A 20,387-nucleotide genomic window follows, 5' to 3' on the forward strand; every position below is an offset into this window, starting at 1 on the left:
TTATATAGGCTGCTTAACAAAACGTTTTAAAGTTTCATAACCTGTATTTTTTTATTAGGCTATTAACATTTATTAAATAAGACCGATAAAGTTTATGTGCGAACCACCACTTCAAAACATCCATCCAACCGAGTAGTACCTACTTTTCATCAATAAATACAAAACAGCTATTTTGTTACTTTCATTTCTGTAACACAAATGTAATATTGAAACTTATTGCCTATATTAAATTAATTATATAGAATTAAGTAAAATATATAGAATAGATAGAATTATCTATAAAAGATGAAAAAGGGGTTTGAGAATGAGAAAAATTATTTTTACATTATTTGCAGCTACGACTTTATCGTTGGCAATTGGTGCTTCGGACACAGAAGCCAGTAGCTATACAATTAAACCAGGAGATACTTTGTGGAAAATCGCTTCCAGCAATAATGTATCGGTTGATCAACTGATCACATGGAACAAATTATCCTCCAATTCTATTTATCCTAATCAAAAAATTAAGGTTGCAGCTGTAGCATCTCCACCAAAGGTCACTGCTCCTAAAACATCTGCAAGCTCTGTGAGTACATATACGGTAAAAGCTGGAGATACATTGTCCCACATAGCCAGAGTTCACAGCACCAGCGTTAGTTCTATCCAACAGTTAAATAAGCTGGCGGGAAGCATGATCCGTCCTGGACAAAAAATAACTGTCCGCGGCCAAGCACAGGCGACTGCACCAGCACCAGCCATTAAAGCTCCTGCAGCGGCTCCTGCTGTTTCCAAAAGCAGTAGCTACCGCGTAGTCAGCGGCGATACATTATTCAATATCGCTAAAAAACACGGGACAACGGTCTCACAGCTAACGAGCTTAAACGGTTTGAAAACAACTTCAATCCGAGTCGGGCAAGTATTGAAGGTTACTGGCAGTTCGGCAGCAAAACAGCCGGTGACTGTTTCGAATCCGGTCTCTGCTGCACCTGCCGCATCCGGAAACATTTCAACATTAGTTGCTACAGCCAATTCGTTGCTGGGCACACCATATAAATGGGGCGGTGCTGCACCAGGCGGTTTCGATTGCAGCGGCTTTATCTATCACGTTTACAATAAAGCTGGAATCAGCATCCCAAGAACAAATACTACGGGCTATGATGCGATGTCTTATGCAGTGAGCTCCCCTCAGGTGGGTGACTTGGTGTTCTTTAAGAATACGTACCGCGCCGGAATTTCACATATGGGCATTTACATCGGCCACAACAGCTTTATTCATGCTGGCGGAGATCGAGTTCAAATTACAAGCCTGAACGACAGCTATTGGGGCAAGCACTTTGACAGCTACCAGCGCTTGAACGCAATGAGGTAACAAGAAAAGCGGAAGCGCCCGTCGCGTCTGGGTGTGGAAGCAGAAGCTTCTATATAAAAAGAGCCGCAGCGGCTTGGCCGCTGCGGCTCTTTTTGCTTTTCTCCCTCTTTAAACCAATAGTTTGACAGAAAAAAACTCCACTATTTATAATCATTATCACTTAGAATTGATTTTAATTTAAAAACTGTTATCATTAAGTTTGTAGTGTTTTACATAAAAAAGAGAATGAGGTGTCCGATTCATGAGTACAAACAAAACAGGTTTAACAACCAGCTGGGGTGCCCCAGTCGGAGACAACCAGAATTCCCAGACGGCCGGACAACGCGGCCCTGTCCTATTACAAGATGTTCATCTTCTTGAGAAGCTTGCACATTTCAACAGAGAACGTGTTCCTGAGCGTGTGGTACATGCCAAAGGCGCCGGAGCCCACGGTTATTTTGAAGTAACCCAAGATGTCTCCAAATATACAAAAGCCGCTTTCTTATCTGAAGTCGGCAAGAAAACCGACATGTTCGCCCGCTTCTCAACGGTAGCCGGTGAACTGGGATCTGCTGATACTGTCCGTGACCCGCGCGGCTTTTCTTTGAAATTCTATACAGAAGAAGGAAACTATGATCTAGTCGGCAACAATACGCCAATTTTCTTTATCCAAGATGCAATTAAATTCCCTGATTTTATCCATACACAAAAACGCGATCCACGTACTCACTTGAAAAACCCTAACGCTGTGTGGGACTTCTGGTCATTATCACCAGAATCATTGCACCAAGTTACTTATTTGATGGGCGACCGCGGAATTCCTGCCACTCTTCGTCATATGCATGGTTTCGGCAGCCACACATTCAAATGGACAAACGCGGAAGGCGAATCAGTTTGGATCAAATACCATATGCTTACTGAGCAAGGCATTCAAAACATCACTCAGGAAGTTGCAGACAAAATTGCCGGTGAAAACCCTGATTTCCATACGGAAGACCTGTTCAATGCCATTGAACAAGGCGACTTCCCTGAATGGAAGATGTATGTGCAGGTTATGCCTTTGGAAGATGCGAACACGTATCGCTTCGACCCATTTGATGTAACGAAAACATGGTCTCACAAAGACTACCCGTTAATGGAAGTCGGCCGCATGGTGCTTAACCGCAACCCTGAAAACTACTTTGCTGAAGTGGAGCAGGCTACTTTCTCTCCAGGTACTTTAGTTCCCGGCATCGACGTGTCACCGGACAAAATGCTTCAAGGCCGTTTGTTCGCTTATCATGACGCTCACCGTTACCGCGTAGGCGCTAATCACCAGATGCTGCCGATCAACGCGGCGAAAAACCAAGTTAACAACTACCAACGCGACGGCCAAATGAACTTTGGCAGCAACGGCGGCGGTTCTGTCTATTACGAGCCGAACAGCTACGGCGGCCCTACTGAAACTGCAGCTGCTAAAACGGATCCACTTGAAGTTTCCGGCGTCACTGATTCAGTGCCTTACTTTAAAGACGACCATTACACGCAGCCTGGCGACCTTTACCGTCTGCAAAGCGCTGAAGAGCAAGAGCGTCTTGTTGCAACTTTCGTCGGCGGCTTGAGCGCTGTGGATAAAGAAGACATCAAACTTCGCCAAATCTGCCATTTGTACAAAGCAGATGCTGAATTCGGTACACGTGTGGCTGAAGGCCTTGGTCTTTCAGTTCCGGATCTGACTGAAACAAAATAATTACTTGATAAAATAACCTCTATATTCTCAATTAGCCATTTATCCAAAAACCGGATAAATGGCTTTTCTTTTTCCCAAAGTAAAAAAATAAATCCTCAACAGATATTTGTCTACAAAAAAAGAGACCCGCTATGGCCTCTTTTCAACTCTTATTCTACATCAACCAATTGATTGGCAATGATTTTCGCCAGATCAGAGCCGTTTTGAATGCAAGCCCCAATTCCCACCCCAAAGTAGGATGAGCCGGCAAGTTTAACATTTGGAACCAGTTCTTCCATTTTCAGTTCCAGCGCACTGATCGCGGTTTTATGGGCCATGTGATAATTGGGCATCAAGTTTTTCCAACCGGTCACTTCGACTGCTATAGGCGCTTCTTCAACTCCCAAACTTTTGCGGACATCTTCCCTTGCCACTTTTGCAAGTTCTTCTTCAGACAAATCGTTCAGCATTCCGTAGGAAGGATGCGAACTCTTATAAAATAAGCGAACGAGCAAATTATGTTTTTTTGAAGTATGCCGCCATTTCCGGCTGGTCCAAGTACAGGCGTTGCAATGCAAGTCACTTTCCTGCGAGACGATAAATCCGGTACCATCTTTTGGCAGCTGGTCATCCGGAACGTCATACCCCAGGTAGACACTGATCAATGAAGAATTCAGGAACTGATCGAACTCAGTATCCAGCTCTGCTATTCCCAAAAGCCGCTGAGCAACTTGGTGAGGTGTTGCCAAAATGACGTAGTCCGCCTCTATCACCTCTCCATTTTCCAACTCCACAAGATACTGTTCTCCATCCCTTTGGACCGACTTGGTTCCGACGCCTTTCAATATGCAGGCTTGCTCCAGCTGGTTTTCCATTTCATCAATCAATACTCGCATGCCTTCATCAAAAGAGATGAACTTCTTATTGGCAGCGCCTTGGAAAAACTCCTTGTTTGCTTCGAACCCTTTGATGATGCTGCCGTATTTATTTTTGTAATCGACCAAGTATGGCAGGGTCGACGCCAGCGTCAGTTCGTGAAGGCTGCCGGAATAAACACCGGACAAAACAGGCGCAATCTGATTCTCCACCAGCTCTTTGCCAAGGAACGCTTCAAGAAACTCTCCGATTGAACTGTCCCGGGTAAAGTTTTCATTGGCGCTGTCAAAATCTTTCATCGCTGCTTGCTTGCCCTCTTCCGAAACGAGCGTTGAACGGAACAGCGCTTCTTTGTCCATCGGAATGCCGAACACTGTATCTTTGGGAATGGCATGCAGCACATTGTTGGCATATAAATAGGAAATGCCCGTACCGTTATAGACAACACGGTCCGCGATGCCCAGATCCTCAATCAGTGGCATGACGCTGGCATGACGTGCAACGATGGAGTCTGCCCCGACTTCCATGACAAATTCGTCATCTGTAACGGTCCTGATTTTGCCACCCAAATGCTGCTCCTGCTCAACCAGCACCAATTCCAGATCCAGATTTTCTTGCAGATTCAGTTTTTGTAAATAATACATAGCGGAAAGGCCGGTAATGCCTCCGCCAATGACTACAGCTTTCTTCAACTTTATCCACTCCTTGCGTATGCTTACATTCTAACAATATTTCAGACTCGTAGCAGGGATCTTTTTGTCTTTTTTGATACGCTTTTCCCTTCTCGCCATGGTAGGATAATGAATAGAGACCCGCATTTTCCATGCGGAAGGGAGAGACGTTTAATGATGAACGCTATTGACCAGAATATCATAGAGAGACGCTCAATCAAAAAATTCAAGGTGGACGCTGTCAATGTCGAGGAAATTATCGAACTATTGAACGTCGCCAAATGGGCGCCCAATCATAAAGTAAATGAACCTTGGCGCTTCCAGCTGTATACAGACGCCGGCAAAGAAAAATTTGTTCAGGCGTTTATTGAATCGATGCGCACGCCGGACGGGGAAATCCCACCGAAAATGCTCAATAAAGCTGATTACTTCCGCAGCATCCCATTGCACCTAGTCGTCATCATGCCAGAAGACCCGAGACAAAGAAGATGGGATGAGGACTATGGCGCGGTGTCTTCCATGCTGCAAAACTTCCAACTGGCAGCCTGGGAACGCGGCATTGGCATGATTTGGCGCTCCAATGACTGGATCTACAATCCTGTGTTCCGCGAGGCTATCGGGGTTAAGCCGGGCGAAAAAATCGTCGCTACGATGATGATTGGCTATCCTGCACATGTTCCCGCTAAACAGGAGCGTACGGATATTCGCGAAAAGTTGACGATCATCAGCGAGTAATATGATTTTGAAAGAGGTTGCGCAATCTGTGGCACCTCTTTTTTTTTTGCTAAAACCTCTTTAAATACATGGCAGTCTCCAGCATGGTTGCCGTTACATAAATTGTTTATACCATGGGAACTATTTCGAGGCACAGCGGTCTAATAAAGAAAAGAACTCAGAATCTTGCAGAAAAAGGGGAACGGCGCGATGAAAACCGTGTGGATAATACTTTTGTACCTATGTGTTTTCGGTTTGTCCGTTTACGTTTATTCCACCCAGCTGAACGGTCTCGCTGCTGAACTGCACCAGCGGCTTTTGCCCGTAGAGATCAAAACGGTGAAGGCAGGGATGAGTGAAGAAGAACTGCAACAGATCGTGCTGGATGCCAAACAGACTGGTGATGTTCTGTCTATTGCTGGCATGCAACACAGCCAGGGTGGACAGACAGTGTATCCGAACGGCATCATGATTGACATGAAGCCATACAATCAAATCGTCGAAATCAACGAAGAAGAAAAAACAGTAACTGTGCAAAGCGGCGCACGGTGGGCAGATATACAGGAAGCTATCAATCCTTATGGCTTATCGCTGAAAATCAGCCAGTCTCAGAACATTTTCACGGTTGGCGGTTCGTTAAGCGTCAATGCCCACGGTCTGGACATCCGCAACGGCGGCTTGACGGATACAGTCGTCTCCATGCGCTTGCTGGATGCGGAGGGCGATATTGTTCACTTGAGCCCCTCTGAAAACAAGGAATTATTCTATGCGGTCCTCGGCGGCTATGGGTTGTTCGGCATTATTTTGGATGTCACGCTGGAGCTGACTAATGATGAGCTGTATGAAACCCAAACGGACAGCATGCCTTACCGCGACTATCCTGCGTACTTCAAGCGGCAGGTGCAGGACAATCCGGATGCCAAAATGCATCTGGCCCGCATCTCCATTGCACCAGAGTCTTTTATGGAAGAAATGTATACGATTACGTACAAATCAGCCGAGGACCAAACGCCGTTTCCGGACTATCAAAAATTAAAAACTGAAAACCTGGTGGCCGTTCCGAAGTTCTTCCTAGGCCTTTCTCGCATCAATGATGCCGGAAAAGACAGCTTTTGGAACGCCCAAACAGCCTATACACAGCAAATCGATGGAAACCTAGTTTCACGCAATAATGTTATGCGTTCAGATTCCGAATTCATGGAATATGATAATAGCCGAAAAACGGAAATTCTTCAGGAGTACTTTGTTCCTGCAGATCAATTTGAACATTATATCCCGGCGCTTAAGGCTGTATTGGAAGCTAATCCCGATTTCAACTTATTGAATGTCACCATCCGCTACGTCGGAAAAAATGAGGATGCGGTTTTGTCCTATGCCAAAGAGGATATGTTTTCACTTGTCCTGCTGGTCAACCAGGGAACCGATACGGAAAGCGTGAAGGACACACAGGATGTTGTCCGTGAAATGATCGATGTAACGCTGGCGCATGGCGGCAGTTATTACCTGCCGTATTTCGGCTATCCAACAAAGGAGCAAATGCAGAGTGCGTATCCAAGAACCGGAGAATTCTTCGAATTGAAAGACCGGTTTGATCCGGACCACCGCTTTATGAATCTTTTTTACGAGGAGTATCGGCCATGAACTATAAACGTTTTATCTACTATCAGGGCACGGTTGGCATGGCATCCAGTATGATTTTTCCGTTCTATATTTTGCTGATCAAAAATGTCGGGGACAGCTATGCCCAGTTTGGCTGGGCTTATGGCCTGTTCGCACTGACAGCTGCCCTGTGTTACCCGCTGATTGGAAAATACGCTGACCAAATCGGAGACAAAACCTTTCTCGTTATTTATTCCTGGGGTATGGCCATTCTCCTGTTATTCTTTCCGCTGGCTTCGGAAGTTTGGCATGTCTATATTTTGCAGGTGCTGATGGGAGTTCTTGGAGCCATTCAAAAAAATTCCGAAAAAACGATTCTGGCACGCTATGCCACAAAAGAGATTGCCGGCACGCAAATTGGCCGCTACCATGTCTGGACCTCTGTCGCCGCAGCCCTGGCCGTTATCGCAACCGGCTACCTCGTCGATTTTCTGACGATCGCCAGCATCTTTTATATCGCCTCCCTTGTTTTCGCCTGGAGCGGGCTGCAATTGTTGAAACTGGAAAATGCCGCTGCATAACAACCAAACTAAAAAGATGCATTTTCTCCAGCCACTATGATGGCCCGAAAAAATGCATCTTTTTATATAGAAAATTACACAGTCTTTTTATTTAATACAGACATGGCCCCCATTGCTCCTGAAAATTCCCCGTTGTCGAGAAATAAAGGAACCGAGCCGCGCAAAATAGTGTAGCTCGTCACAACTTCCTTGAGCAAAGGATTGTCAATAAAGGAAGAGCCGATGTAGACAATGGTCGAACTGTTGCATTGGTGGGCTGCCTGCACACTGACTGTGCTGACCGTTTCGCCAACCAAGCCGATGACCGTTGCCAATAGCTCTTCTTTCGTCAAATCTTCTGAAATGGCAAATAAATTCTGCCCAAAGTTGCTGGCTGTCAATTCTCCTGAAATGGGAGGCTCTTTGCCTTCGTAAATATGCTTGACCTTCAAATCGATTCGTTCGCGGGAACCCTGCCTTGCCAAATCCACAATGTCATCGTATCTGGTAACACCTGTCAATAAATGGCTCAACCCGATCAACGTTCCCCCGCCGACACCGGTTCCGCCCAAGCGCTCATGAACATTGTTCTGAATGCAGTGAATAGAGGTTCCAGTCCCGACATTCGTCACCAGATAAGCATCTTCCAAACGGCCCATCTTCTTAAGAAGAACCTGCACACCGAGGTGAGTAGCTTCAAATTCCACCATTTCCTGGGCAGGCTGATCGAGCAAAGAAATCAAAACCCCTGATTTGCCTCCCGTTACACATACTTTACTATCGCCAAGACCATTCACCCAGTCAGCAACCCGCTCAATTTCAGCAATTGGATACTTCTCAAAATGGACTTCTCCTTTTCGGGTATACGCCACTTTGACCAACGTACCGCCTGCATCTATTCCGACAATCATTTCCGCACCTGCTCTTTCTCGCATCTTTCTAAAAAATGCCAGATAATATACACACATATGATAAAATTCTACCATACTCGTTTATATTATGGGAGCTGTTTGCTGGCCGTTCTCAAAACAAAGGGGTTTAGTTCAATACGGCATGTTAATCAGAGCGGTTTTACGGGTATAGCATACCCAAGACATCAATAAAACAGAGGAGGAAACAGCATGGATTCAACAATATGGCTGTACATAGCACTCGCAATCTTTGTAGTGGGGCTGATCATCGCAATCGTCGGCGTTGTTATGCTGATATCAGGGATGAAGGAACCGGTGAAAAAGATGAAGGGTTCCGCGAACAATTTGAAAGAGCGGGTCGATAAGCTCAACTTAGAAGTTTCAACCTTGTCGCATACCGCAAATGAATTAAAAGAAGACGTCCAAATAAAATCCGAAAAAGTCGGCGTCCTGGTCGATGCAGCAAAAGGCACAATGAATTCGGTCGTTGACTTGAACGCTTCGGTTCGGGCCATCACAGGTGGTATTGCGTCAAGAGTGGACCATGACAAGCGCAGCATTGCAGAAGTTAATCAATACAGCAACACAGCTATTGGCTTTGTCAATTTTATAAAAAACCGGACGTCCTCCGAAACCGTCAACACCACTTATACTCCGACATCTGCAGCTGATGAAAATCAGTTGCCGAAAAACTATTAAAAGAATTGTAAAAGGCAGCCGCATTGGCTGCCTTTTTTGTGTTTCATCGTGCTTTCATGGTCAACTTTTCGGAATTTCCATATTCTTATGGATATTAACTTGATGCGGAAACGGAATTTCAATGCCGCTTGCATCAAGAGCTTCTTTGATGGCTTTGCGCAATTGGCGTTCTACCGCCCATTGCTCACCGCTTTGCGCTTTTGCAATAACCCGCAAGGTCACATCTGATGCACCGAATGCCTGTACCCCAATAACATCAGGACCCTCAACAATTGTCGTATCTTTTGCCGCCACCTGGTCGCAGGCTGTTTGGATGATGCTAACCGCTTCGTCAATATTTTCATCGTAAGATATGCCAATATCAACGAGTGCACGCATATTGCCCCGCGAATGGTTGCTGACTGTGGTGATGTCCCGGTTTGGAATATAATTCAATGTGCCATCGAAACTGCGGATTTGAGTTGTTCTTAAACCCACCGCCTCTACAATGCCGTCCAGATTTCCGACGGTTACATAATCATTTACATCGAGCTGCTTTTCCAGCAACAAAAAGAAACCGGTCACTACATCACTGACAAGGCCTTGAGCTCCAAAGCCTATCGCCAGCCCCACAATTCCGGCACCCGCAATCAAACTGGCGACAGACAAGCCGAATATATTGAATAGGGTCGCAACCAATATAAAAATCAAGACATAAGAAAACACATTTTCCGATAAACTTTGGAGCGTCAAAGCGCGGCCTTTCGTAACATCGCCCTTTACCAGCAGTTTATCGAAGAAACGGTCTATCAGTTTTTTCCCGATTGCTTTTACCAAAGCAAAAGCAATGAGAATCCCGATAATTTGGGCTGCAATCACTCCTGCGCTAAAAAGCAGTGCTTCCCAATCAAAGCTTTCAAAATTCAAAACAAATCATCCTTCCCATTATCCTGTTTCTTTATAACATATATGCACCTTCCATTTCATTTGTCGGGACTAAACCGAAGAGATTCGGGTAGTAATTGAAGAAGATCAATTTTAGCGAGGAGGATTCTAATGAAAATACAAGCAGCCGTTACACATGGCTTAGGAGAAGAATTTAAGTTTGAAGAAGTGGAACTGGGCGAACCTAAAATGAATGAGGTGCTGGTGAAAATTGTGGCATCTGGTGTTTGCCATACGGATGCTGTTGCAAGGGATTTAGGCTTGTCTCCATTTCCTGCAGTCCTGGGACATGAAGGGTCAGGAATCGTTGAAAAAGTGGGATCTGCCGTTACGACCATTCAGGCCGGTGATCACGTCGTGCTGTCATTTGCTTATTGTGGCCATTGCGAAAATTGCCTGACGGGACATCCAACTGTTTGCCTAAATTTCAACGACTTGAACTTTGGCGGCAAAATGCAGGATGGCACAAACCGAATCCATCACCACGATCATGCCGTGTCGACGTTTTTCGGTCAATCGTCTTTTGGCACTTTCGCTGTGACCAATGAACGAAATGTCGTCAAAGTTGATCCGGAAGTCGATTTGACACTCCTCGGCCCTCTAGGCTGCGGTATTCAGACGGGTGCTGGAACGGTATTGAACCGGTTCAAACCTGAGTTTGGCTCTTCCATCGCCATTTACGGCAGCGGAGCGGTCGGATTGAGCGCGGTCATGGCCGCGAAAATCGCCGGCTGCTTTAACATCATTGCGGTTGACATTCATGATAGCCGTCTGGAACTTGCTAGGGAATTGGGAGCGACGCATACACTCAACGGTAAAAATGTCGACGTCGTACAAGAGATCAAAAAAATCACAAAAGGCGGTACACATTACGCGGTTGAGACCACCGGAGTGCCGCCGGTCGTTAAACAAGCGATCCATGCCCTTCGCCCGCTCGGTTCATGCGCCATTGTCGGCGTGACACCCGAAATCACATTCGATGTCCATAATGACATCATGGCTGAAGGCAAAACTGTCATGGGCGTAATTGAAGGAGACTCAATTCCGCAAGTGTTTATTCCGCAGCTGGTGGATTATTATAAACGCGGCCTGTTCCCATTCGATAAATTAACTAAAGTCTATGATTTTGACCAGCTTAACGAAGCATTCGAAGACTCAAAAAAAGGCATTACCATCAAGCCAATCGTAAAAATCAGTTAACCATAAAAGCGCTCCTCAAAAAGGGCTGCTCAACTGCAGACAAGCTCTGTGCAATCGGGTTTGTCTACAGTTTTTTTGATTTTCCGAATCACTTGTTGGCATTGAGAGCGTTCTGATCAGAAAAATTTAGAGGCTAAATTAATAAAAGTGATTGGCAAATTCCACTTTCACGACAAAAGAGAAGGATAAGAAGTGATCTCTTCTCTTCCTATAATCGCTCATATGTTAACTAATTTTTAAAAAACCAGCTTAACAAAATACCTGCAATCAGCAATTCAACTCTCCCCTGTACTAAACTGTTTATAACCATCCCAATCGTATATTACCTCTTGCTCTTCACCGTTTACGGTGTAGTTAATTCTTGCCGCGCGATGCGGATCTTCTGATACTTCACCAAGTTGCAGTTTTAATACAATTCTTCCTGTTTCGTCAATCTCATAACCACTGATATCTTCGACAGCCCCTATATCATGTCCCTCTGAATAAACACCTACTTGCTTTAAAGGATCCGCTCCATAAACTTCATAAGCAATTCCGTCTTCATCAAATGTAACGGGTTCGTGATTCTCTTTAACTAAATCGAAAGAATTAATTGTAACAGCCTCTTCCCCTGTCCACTCAATTTCATGAATCATAGAGTAAGTGGAATTAGCTTCAATCGAATCCATGTAGATACTGTCCAGAAGAAACTCCCCATTTTCTGCGTTTTCAACCTCTTCAGTCTCACTGCAAGCAGCTAATGTAAAAATAATTAGCAGAGCTGGTAATACACACAATCTCTTCATTGCTTCCATCTCCTTTCTTTATATCCTTATAATTACCGATACCCTACTTTTTCTCACTTAAAAGTGACTTGGGCCTTTATGGTATATAGTGGATTTTTCATTTGCGTATAAAAATGAAGAATCTTATTTTAGATAAAGTCCTTCCCTTCTGATAACATCGTGATGTGTAAACCGTTCAATTACATAGTTTACTTGTAACACAAGCAGGAACTTCAATTGGAACATTACTTATTTCCCGTTAAGTTAACTTTAAGATTGGATCAAAACTCTATATAATCATATTTATCTTCGCAATATTTTTACAAACCCTTCCGTTTTCAACTTAAAAAAAATTATTAGGTCAGTAATATTGAAATAAAGAGTTTACAAAGTAATTTTAGATTAGTTTTAAACTGCATTGCCCTAAGCTAGTTCAACTAAAAGATTCAGAACAAGTAATTGTTGAGATCACTACTATTTGCATGAGAAAGGAGAAGCACTAGTATGTCGAAAATAGAAAATTCTAGATGGAAACTTAGTATGGCTGGCTTTACAGCGTTTGTTTTAGCTACTATTTTCTACTTAATAACTGGTCCTAATATACCTGCCATACTTGGCTTTTTAACATCTGCAATAGTATTGTTCATTATAAATGCTGTTTATGTTTTTTACACAAACAAGAAATCAGGGAATACAAAAAATCAGATATAGACTAACTACTAGACGTCTGCTGTTCCCATCATTTAAAACCGTCCGTAGTACAATGCAGAATGGCTACTGATTGTAATGGAGTTGATTTTTCATTTACTTCATTTCTCTTTTTTAAATTAATCTTATAAAATAATAAAATCAGGAGCCTCATGCTCCTGGTTTTATTATTAATTAAATTGATATTTCATCAGTATTAGTTTGCGGTAGTAGAATTCTAGTGAAGGAGATCATGAAATGTTTAATCTAATCTCACCAATCAGCTGATTAAGATTATCCTGATTTGGATTATATACGTTCTAATATTTACAGATGGCAACTTTTCTTATCCTCAAGATAAAATCTTTATTATTTTAGTTACAATATTTTATATTTTACTAACGATTTTTTGCCTTTGGAGAATAAAAATCCTAGTAAAAAAGTGCGATCTGAACTAAGCGGACTTTAAAAGTAATGCATAATAACGATAAAGACCAGGTAAGGGATCCCCCTTTTTCCTGGCCTTTTTGAATGTAACTTACTTGCTAATAAGTTACATTCAAAATTAATAAAAAACCTACTGGATTTAAGTAGATATATTTCCAATGTAACTCACTTCTTCTGTAGCTTAGGCAAGAAATACGTACTGCTTCCCATTAGTATTCCTCCAAGTACTCCAAGCAACACGCCAATTATTATCCACGTTGTCGATAAAAGAGTGGACAAATATATTCCTGACATAAACATGATCAAGCCAATTAACAAACAGGTTATCCATCTTTTCATTCTTCTCCTCCAATAGAGCTTTTTGATAAATACTCGAATTTTTGACCCTTGTTATTTTGAACTAAACATAATTCACATTAAGTTACATTCATAATTAGCTGATTTGTTCTTTATTAAAAATCCCTTTTATCAAACACCAAATTCCAACTAGACAGATAACAGGAAAAATAAGAATTGGATAAATGATTTCTGCCCACCCAGTAGTTTCAACAGATCCAAATGTTGTATAAAGCCCTCCAATAAGCCAAGAAAAAAATGGTGCAACTAAAGCTATCAAAGTAATCCCCCATACGATTTGTTTCTTTTTCTGTGACTTGTGTCTACTACAAATATAAGCGACAGCCAAACCGAGACTTAAAATTATTAAAGGAAAAACAACTTCTAACATGAGTATGGCTCCCTTCCTTAACTTTTAATTTGTGCCAAATTTTCGGAGTAATATGAGTTAATTTTCTTTTTCATAAATTCTAATAATCGAATATAACTTAACGGCACTTTTGTTACATTCAATCTACTGTCAACTCTTACTTCTTACTTTCTAAATATCAACGAGAGCTCACCGAAGTTTTATCCGGTAATGGCTCATGGATTTTGGTATGCCTTTTATCTCAATCACTCCGCTATACAGCAATTGGCGAATCCGATATTCCAAATAGAAGGAATCAACAAACTCCTGCAGTTCTGCAACGATTTCCCCGATTACTTTTCCAGTCAGGATGAAATCTTTACTCTCTTGTTTTTGGTGCAGCTTTTCGAGTTTCTCTATAATGAGTAAATCGTAATAATCTGCTGGCACAGTTTTGAGTTCTTCATCTTTCCAAATGCGCAGCACTTCCTCCGTTTCGGAAAGGGCAGCCCATTCTTTAAGATAATAGTCTCTTTTTTCTTTAGGTAAAGGTTCAGCATTTTGCTCATTTTTAAAGAACAGCTTTAGTTTTTCCGCATTCAGAAATCCCGTATGAAAATAAACGGATCCGTCTTCAACAGCCATGTATTTCTCGTACAGTTCCATTGTATTCATCAGAATAATCCTATTTGTTTTATTCCGTAGCAAATAAAGATAAAAACGAAGGCCTATTTGTTCTTTTGCATTACCTCCGTACCAGATGTAGACAGGAATGTCAGGCGCTATATCTTCGATTTGCAGCACAGCATTTTTAAACTTTCGCTCATATTCATTATCTTCTTGCCCAGAATTGATATTGTCAAACAGCCACTCCGAACGGAAGTCCAGACCTTCTTTTTCAGGCATCTTCCACAACGGGCCGATGGAAAAGATATCCGGAAATGCAATTACGGTCTTAGGACGCTCCAGCCCGGCTCTTAATGAACTTTCTGCAAATTCCGAAGTCACAATATGAACTGAACTCGCATGATTCTCGCCTTTCTTTCTCTGGCGATTTTTTCGAATCTGTTTATTTATTTCGTCCGCTAGTTTGTTCAAATCACGATGATTTATAAATATGCTTCTGCCTTCAACAGGTTTTCTTTCAGTATGAATAAATGACTTAAAGTCTTCTGCGGATTCCACATTGTACGTCTCTGGATTGCTGCTCTCTATTAAATCCGATCCTGTCACATATTTTCCAGTTTCGATTCGATAAACTATAACAAGGTGCTCTTCAATTAGAAAATAGATAAATGGATAATTGACTCTAGTCTCGATTAAAATCTCCCTTTCCTTTTCCATAATTTTACCATATGTTTTTTTGATAATAAGGGTTCTTAACTAAACAATCTATCCTGAGTTAAACTTAGAAAAAACCATTCGTAAAAGTACACTTTTACAATCTAAAGAACTTTTGACATTCTTCTCAACATACATATTTCCAATCAAGTCTATGGTAATATAAGGATAAAATAAAAGAGGTGATTCGATGAATAAGATTTTAGCATTCTCAATTTTAGGGATGGGGTTAACTGGTGCCGTTTTAATAATCTCAGTTGCTCTATTATTTAATCCTCCAATAGGAAATGTATTGAAGATAGTTCTTGCTGGTTCAGCAACAGCTTTTGTTATATTAGCTATCTCGGCTCGAGTCCTTCGTCAGCGATTAGATGAAATAACAGAGTAAAATATTCATTAAAATAGTAGAGTCGGTATTAAGGAGCAGACAAATTTGTCTGCTTCTTTTCCACGTAGAATGATTTTAAATTGAAGGTGGATCACTCATAAACGATATAAAACCATTACTCAAACCGTTCGTAAAAGTACACCTTTACGAACGCTTCAAAACATCTGAAAAACCGCAAAAAAGAACGTTCGTAAATATGTCAAAACACTTTACGAACGTTCGCTGATTTGTACCCATGTTTACGAACGAAAATATCTCAAGTGTGCAGAAAACCGATGTTCCTTAAACAAAAAGCCGAGTGTCCTGTTAAGGCACTCGACTTTTCTTTTTGTCTTCATGTATCCAAAAAGGTCTTTCCAATTAACTCATTGGAAGAAAAAATAAATGCTTCCACCAAGCGCACGGTGTTTTTCAGGTCATCCAAATCGACAATTTCAATCGGGGTATGGGTATAGCGCGAAGGAATGGAAACCACTCCTGACGAAACCCCAGTAGATGTCATATGGATAGCTCCAGCATCTGTGCCGATGCCCATAAAAATCTCCTGCTGGTAAGGAATGCTTTGCTCTACTGCCACTTTTTCCAAAAGGCCTGTGACAAGCGGATGGGCAATCAATGATTTATCAGCAATTTTAATGCATGGACCGCCTCCAAGCGTACGCGTTCCAGTCATGAGTACATCATACGTATCGCTGGTTGGCGTGGTATCGACAGCCAAGGCAAAATCCGGTTTGATCCCCGGTGACAAAACAGAAGCTCCCCGCAAGCCCACTTCTTCCTGGACCGTAAAGACACAGTAGATGTCGCCGTGTTTGTCGTCTTTGTTTGACGCCAGATTCTTGATCAGTTCGATCAACACGGCGCAGCCTGCGCGGTCATCCAGTGCTTTTCCGACGACGCGGTTGCGCTTCTTATCTCCCACTAATTTCAGTCCGCTGCCATAGCTGATGGGCTGGCCGACCTTGATGCCCATTTCAAGAACTTCCTCTGTCGAAGATGCCCCAACATCGATATACAAATCACGGTGGGAAGTGATGCGTTTGGGATCATCCCACTTCACATAGTGGACAGCTAACGTTCCAATTACCCCTTCTATATAACCCTCGGCCCCTTTAATCGTAACCGGCTGAGCCAGCAGGACCCGGTTATCGAATCCGCCAAGCTGTTCGAAACGCAGGGTGCCGTTCGGCTCGATTTTCTTGACGATAAAGCCGATTTCATCGGCATGCGCCGCTAGCAGAATGGATGGCATCTGTGGATCTGTCGCTTTTATTGTCGCAATCAGATTTCCCAGTGCATCAACTTCTACTTTATCCACTTTGTTTTCTATTTCACTTTTGATAAAGCGTTGAACATCCTGTTCAAATCCGCTTGGCCCTACCAGTTCACATAAACCTTTCAGCAATTCATACAACCCTCATCCACTCCAAACTATTGATTTGATAGGTACACGTCTGTCATTAAATCGTTGCTCATCGGGTGCGGCACGTAATCTTCCACATAATCGCTTTGTGCAAGCGGCGGTGTTGTATAAGCCAACATTACCCAAGGTGCATCTTCCTGGAATAATGCCTGTGCTTCTTTATAAAGCTCTGTCCGCTTGTCCTGATCAATGGTTTCACGCGCTTCTGTAATCAACGAGGTAAACTCATCACTCTTATAGAAAGCTATATTCTGTGCGGGCACTTCCGCATTGGTTTTGCTTAAGTTTGGATACAGGAAGTTATCAGGATCCGCCATTACTCCGGTCCAGCCGTACATTGCCATACTGTGCTTCCCGCTCTTCGTATCGTCTAGGTATGTTGCCCATTCTGTTGAGACGATTTCTGCCGTGATGCCAATTTCGGCTAAATCCGACTGGATCGCTTCAGCGATTTTCATCGGCTCAGGCAAGTACGGACGAGGATTGCTCATCGTGTACAATTCTGTCTCGAAGCCATTTTCAAAGCCTGCTTCGGCCAATAGTTTTTTCGCTTCTTCAACATTGTAATCGTATTTTTCCAGTGCATCGTCGTGGCTCCATAACGATGGCGGCAACGGGCTTGTTGCCGGGTCTGCCATGCCGTTGTAAAATGCATCGACGATTTCCTCTTTATTGATGGCCATATTGATCGCTTTTCGAACCAACGGATCATCGAACGGTTCTTTTTCCATATTGAAGGCCATATAGCCGATATTGAAACTTGGGCGCTTCTGCAGTTCAAGCCCTTGTGCTTCTTCGACGACATTGGTGTCTCCCGCATTCATTCCGTCCAAGACGTCAATTTCTCCAGTTTGCAAGGCGTTCAAACGAGCGGCATTTTCAGGAATTACCTGGTAAATCAGCTTGTCCAAATACGGTTTGCCATCCATCCAGTACTCAGGATTTTTTGCCAACGTAATGGTGCTGTTGCGGCTCCACTCTTCGAACATGAATGGTCCCGTCCCCACCGGGTGTTCGTTCAATTCAGCTCCGTATTGTTCGATGGCAGCCGGGCTCGCGATTCCGAACATGGAAATGGCTAAATAGCTGAGGAACGGCGCAGTTTTTCGCTTCAATTTGATTTCAAGTTCATGTTCGCCAGTCGCTAAAACATGCTCAATCAAATGATTTTCGTCTCCTTTAAATCCGCCATAGAGGAACGGATAATAAGGGAAATCTCCTTGGTGGTACGGGTTTTCCGGATCCATCCATCGTTCAAAGTTGAAGACAACAGCTTCAGCGTTAAAGTCCGTTCCATCATGGAATTTGACGCCTTCCCGCAACTGGAATGTCCAAGTCAAGCCATCTTCACTGGAGTTGTACTCTGTTGCCAGTTTAGGCTGCAGTTCCAAGTTCTGATCGTATTCCAATAAGGTTTCAAAAATATTGTGGGTGACCCGGATGGATTCGCCATCCGTGACATTGATCGGATCCAACCCGACCGAATCGGCTCCTCGGCCGTAAATCAATGTACCGCCCTGTTTGTCTTCTTCGGTCATATCTTCTCCGGTATTTTCCGTACCCCCTGTTTCATCGCCTCCGGAACAGGCTGCCAACAATAAAACCAAAATCAACATAAAATAAAATGGACGATACTGTTTCTTCTCCATGTCTTTTCCCCCTCGTATGATTTTTCCGCTTTTTGTCTACATAACGGAAGTGAATTATGTATATCAACAAACAAAAGAATATAAATCTCAGTATAATCATTTTAATGCAAATTATCAAATAAATATTCAATTTTTCTTCATAAAAAGTATTACCAAGAATATTCCTGTCCAAATAAAAAAACAAATCCGTCGCTAAACGGATTTGCCAAATTTTTTATACCGGTCCCCAGTTGATCAGTACAGCGAATGTCAGCATAACAACCGCAATAACGACCCACATCAATAATAGCGGCAGCATCCACTTTGCCCATTTGATCCAAGGCACGCCAGCTACAGCGAGACTCGCCATCAACGGTCCGGATGTCGGGAAGATGCTGTTGGTGAATCCATCCCCAAATTGATAGGCCTGAACAGCCACCTGTCTGGTAACACCGATCATATCCGACAAAGGCGCGAGAATCGGCATGACAATCATTGCCTGGCCGCTTCCTGAAGGAACCAGGAAGTTCAATGCACCGTTGGCGACGAACATCCCCAATGCCGCAAAAACAGGCGACAGTCCTGCTAAAGGAACTGATAAGGCTTGCACAAAAGTATCCAAAATCAGTGCATTTTCCATCACGATTAAGATAGCGCGAGCCACACCGATAATCAATGCACCGTATACCAAATTTTTGCACCCTTCCAAAAAGGTCAAAGTTAATTTATTGTAATCCATCCCTGCAATGATGCCAGCACCGATACCGATGATGATAAAGAATGCGGCCATGTGATCAATGGTCCATTGAAATTCGATTGTCGCATAAACAAAGAATGCCAAGCAGAGCCCAACAAACGACAAAATCAGCTTATGCCGTGTCGTAAACGGCGCATCCAAAGGAGATTCGTCTTTCGCTCCTTCATCCAGCACGCCAATTAAACTTTTGGACGGGTCTGCCAATACTTTTTTTGCATAGCTCCACGTATAGAGAATCGTCACGCCGACGATTACCACAAAAGCGATGACACGCAGCCCCATCCCGGAAAACAAAGGCACATCCGCAATTGACTGGGCAATCCCCACTGTATAGGGATTTAAAAATCCGACGTTAAAGCCAGCAAACGTTGCACCAAACGTAATGGCCACTGCAACAATGGCATCCAACTTTAAAGCTCTTGCAATGATAACCCCGATTGCCACGAAGGGAATAATCGAGTTTGCCACTGCCCCCACTGCTCCACCAAGCGCAAACAGGATGGATACCAGGGCAATCAACAGGAATTCTTTTCCTTTGGTTTTATTGACCGCCCGCAAGATGCCTCCCTTGATCGCTCCCGAACGCTCCACCACTTCAAATGCTCCACCGGCAAACAGGACCAAGAAAATCAAACCGCCTGATTCGACCATTCCCGCCTGCAATGCCAGGAAAATGTCCATAAAGCCAGTGGGATTGCTGTCGGTTTGTGCATACGTATTCGGAACTACCCGTTCGACTTCATCTACCATTTCCCGTTCAAAGGAACCGGCTGGCACAATATAGGTGGCCGCTACAGCCATTAATAACACAATAAACAAGATTACATATGTATCCGGCATTTCAAACTTCTTTTTCTTTTTCAGCTCTGCTTCTTTCTGGTTGTTGGGAACACTCATAAAAATTCCATTTCCTCTCAAATTATCGATTTCCTTTTCATTCTTTCGCCATCCGAAAAGGATTGTGTATCAGTATATAAGTTTAAGAGAAAATTATCAAATCGGTTTTTTCAGAATTTTAAGAAGAAAGCCCATCTTTCTAGGGTGCTTCTGTTTAAAACTTATTATAAAATAAGTTCAA

At 43.1% G+C, this 20,387-nt stretch carries 18 protein-coding genes; 9 read left to right on the forward strand and 9 right to left on the reverse strand.

Annotation, left to right across the window (positions count from 1 at the left end; genetic code table 11):
* Positions 1-304: 304 nt before the first annotated feature.
* Together QOZ98_RS13060 and katA are read left to right on the forward strand one after the other, a co-directional pair.
* Complete coding sequence (locus QOZ98_RS13060) at positions 305-1,348, forward strand: C40 family peptidase (protein WP_308787865.1); 1,044 nt, start codon at positions 305-307, stop codon at positions 1,346-1,348.
* A 241-nt stretch (positions 1,349-1,589) separates the two neighbouring features.
* The gene (katA, locus tag QOZ98_RS13065) at positions 1,590-3,056 is read left to right on the forward strand and encodes a catalase KatA (protein WP_308787866.1); all 1,467 of its coding nucleotides are present in this window, start codon (positions 1,590-1,592) and stop codon (positions 3,054-3,056) included.
* Positions 3,057-3,205: 149 nt separating this feature from the next.
* Here katA and QOZ98_RS13070 read toward each other — a convergent pair whose 3' ends face one another.
* On the reverse strand, positions 3,206-4,603 hold the full coding sequence (locus QOZ98_RS13070) for a protoporphyrinogen oxidase (RefSeq protein ID WP_308787867.1): 1,398 nt from the start codon (positions 4,601-4,603) through the stop codon (positions 3,206-3,208).
* 156 nt (positions 4,604-4,759) lie between these two features.
* Here QOZ98_RS13070 and QOZ98_RS13075 point away from each other — a divergent pair, with 156 nt between their 5' ends.
* The 3 genes from QOZ98_RS13075 to QOZ98_RS13085 all read left to right on the forward strand — a co-directional run bounded on the left by QOZ98_RS13075 (position 4,760) and on the right by QOZ98_RS13085 (position 7,476).
* Positions 4,760-5,317: a nitroreductase family protein gene (locus tag QOZ98_RS13075; protein ID WP_308787932.1), complete on the forward strand. Its 558-nt coding sequence runs from the start codon at positions 4,760-4,762 to the stop codon at positions 5,315-5,317.
* Between the two features lie 189 nt (positions 5,318-5,506).
* Positions 5,507-6,937: an FAD-binding oxidoreductase gene (locus QOZ98_RS13080; protein WP_308787868.1), complete on the forward strand. Its 1,431-nt coding sequence runs from the start codon at positions 5,507-5,509 to the stop codon at positions 6,935-6,937.
* Complete coding sequence (locus tag QOZ98_RS13085) at positions 6,934-7,476, forward strand: MFS transporter (RefSeq protein WP_308787869.1); 543 nt, start codon at positions 6,934-6,936, stop codon at positions 7,474-7,476. The genes QOZ98_RS13080 and QOZ98_RS13085 overlap by 4 nt, the downstream gene beginning before the upstream one ends.
* Positions 7,477-7,550: 74 nt before the next feature.
* On the opposite strand, the gene coaW is transcribed toward QOZ98_RS13085, so the two are convergent.
* Complete coding sequence (gene coaW / locus QOZ98_RS13090; RefSeq protein ID WP_308787870.1) at positions 7,551-8,366, reverse strand: type II pantothenate kinase; 816 nt, start codon at positions 8,364-8,366, stop codon at positions 7,551-7,553.
* A gap of 210 nt (positions 8,367-8,576) precedes the next feature.
* On the opposite strand from coaW, the gene QOZ98_RS13095 reads away from it, so the two are divergent.
* The gene (locus QOZ98_RS13095) at positions 8,577-9,065 is read left to right on the forward strand and encodes a DUF948 domain-containing protein (protein ID WP_308787871.1); all 489 of its coding nucleotides are present in this window, start codon (positions 8,577-8,579) and stop codon (positions 9,063-9,065) included.
* 60 nt (positions 9,066-9,125) lie between these two features.
* Here QOZ98_RS13095 and QOZ98_RS13100 read toward each other — a convergent pair whose 3' ends face one another.
* Positions 9,126-9,971 carry a mechanosensitive ion channel family protein gene (locus QOZ98_RS13100; protein WP_308787872.1) on the reverse strand — a complete coding sequence of 282 codons (846 nt, stop codon included), beginning with the start codon at positions 9,969-9,971 and terminating at the stop codon, positions 9,126-9,128.
* Positions 9,972-10,100: 129 nt separating this feature from the next.
* On the opposite strand from QOZ98_RS13100, the gene QOZ98_RS13105 reads away from it, so the two are divergent.
* Positions 10,101-11,189 carry an NAD(P)-dependent alcohol dehydrogenase gene (locus QOZ98_RS13105; protein ID WP_308787873.1) on the forward strand — a complete coding sequence of 363 codons (1,089 nt, stop codon included), beginning with the start codon at positions 10,101-10,103 and terminating at the stop codon, positions 11,187-11,189.
* A gap of 275 nt (positions 11,190-11,464) precedes the next feature.
* Here QOZ98_RS13105 and QOZ98_RS13110 read toward each other — a convergent pair whose 3' ends face one another.
* Entirely contained in the window at positions 11,465-11,974 is a 510-nt protein-coding gene (locus QOZ98_RS13110) for a hypothetical protein (protein WP_308787874.1), read from the reverse strand.
* 483 nt (positions 11,975-12,457) lie between these two features.
* Here QOZ98_RS13110 and QOZ98_RS13115 point away from each other — a divergent pair, with 483 nt between their 5' ends.
* Positions 12,458-12,664, forward strand: a complete 207-nt coding sequence (locus tag QOZ98_RS13115; protein WP_308787875.1) for a hypothetical protein — start codon at positions 12,458-12,460, stop codon at positions 12,662-12,664.
* Between the two features lie 856 nt (positions 12,665-13,520).
* On the opposite strand, the gene QOZ98_RS13120 is transcribed toward QOZ98_RS13115, so the two are convergent.
* Together QOZ98_RS13120 and QOZ98_RS13125 are read right to left on the reverse strand one after the other, a co-directional pair.
* Positions 13,521-13,814, reverse strand: coding sequence for a hypothetical protein (locus QOZ98_RS13120; RefSeq protein WP_308787876.1), 294 nt, complete (start codon positions 13,812-13,814; stop codon positions 13,521-13,523).
* A gap of 168 nt (positions 13,815-13,982) precedes the next feature.
* A complete protein-coding gene (locus tag QOZ98_RS13125) occupies positions 13,983-15,116 on the reverse strand; it encodes a DUF1835 domain-containing protein (RefSeq protein ID WP_308787877.1) in 1,134 nt (377 codons plus the stop codon).
* 187 nt (positions 15,117-15,303) lie between these two features.
* On the opposite strand from QOZ98_RS13125, the gene QOZ98_RS13130 reads away from it, so the two are divergent.
* On the forward strand, positions 15,304-15,501 hold the full coding sequence (locus tag QOZ98_RS13130) for a hypothetical protein (RefSeq protein WP_308787878.1): 198 nt from the start codon (positions 15,304-15,306) through the stop codon (positions 15,499-15,501).
* 334 nt (positions 15,502-15,835) lie between these two features.
* On the opposite strand, the gene QOZ98_RS13135 is transcribed toward QOZ98_RS13130, so the two are convergent.
* The 3 genes from QOZ98_RS13135 to QOZ98_RS13145 all read right to left on the reverse strand — a co-directional run bounded on the left by QOZ98_RS13135 (position 15,836) and on the right by QOZ98_RS13145 (position 20,206).
* Positions 15,836-16,915: a M42 family metallopeptidase gene (locus tag QOZ98_RS13135; RefSeq protein WP_308787879.1), complete on the reverse strand. Its 1,080-nt coding sequence runs from the start codon at positions 16,913-16,915 to the stop codon at positions 15,836-15,838.
* A 17-nt stretch (positions 16,916-16,932) separates the two neighbouring features.
* Entirely contained in the window at positions 16,933-18,573 is a 1,641-nt protein-coding gene (locus tag QOZ98_RS13140) for an ABC transporter substrate-binding protein (RefSeq protein ID WP_308787880.1), read from the reverse strand.
* A gap of 214 nt (positions 18,574-18,787) precedes the next feature.
* Positions 18,788-20,206 (reverse strand): YfcC family protein, encoded by a 1,419-nt coding sequence (locus QOZ98_RS13145; protein ID WP_308787881.1) that lies wholly within the window; start codon positions 20,204-20,206, stop codon positions 18,788-18,790.
* Positions 20,207-20,387 lie beyond the last annotated feature (181 nt).

The organism is Planomicrobium stackebrandtii (genome assembly GCF_030814955.1).
GTDB classification, from domain to species: Bacteria; Bacillota; Bacilli; order Bacillales_A; family Planococcaceae; genus Planococcus; species Planococcus stackebrandtii.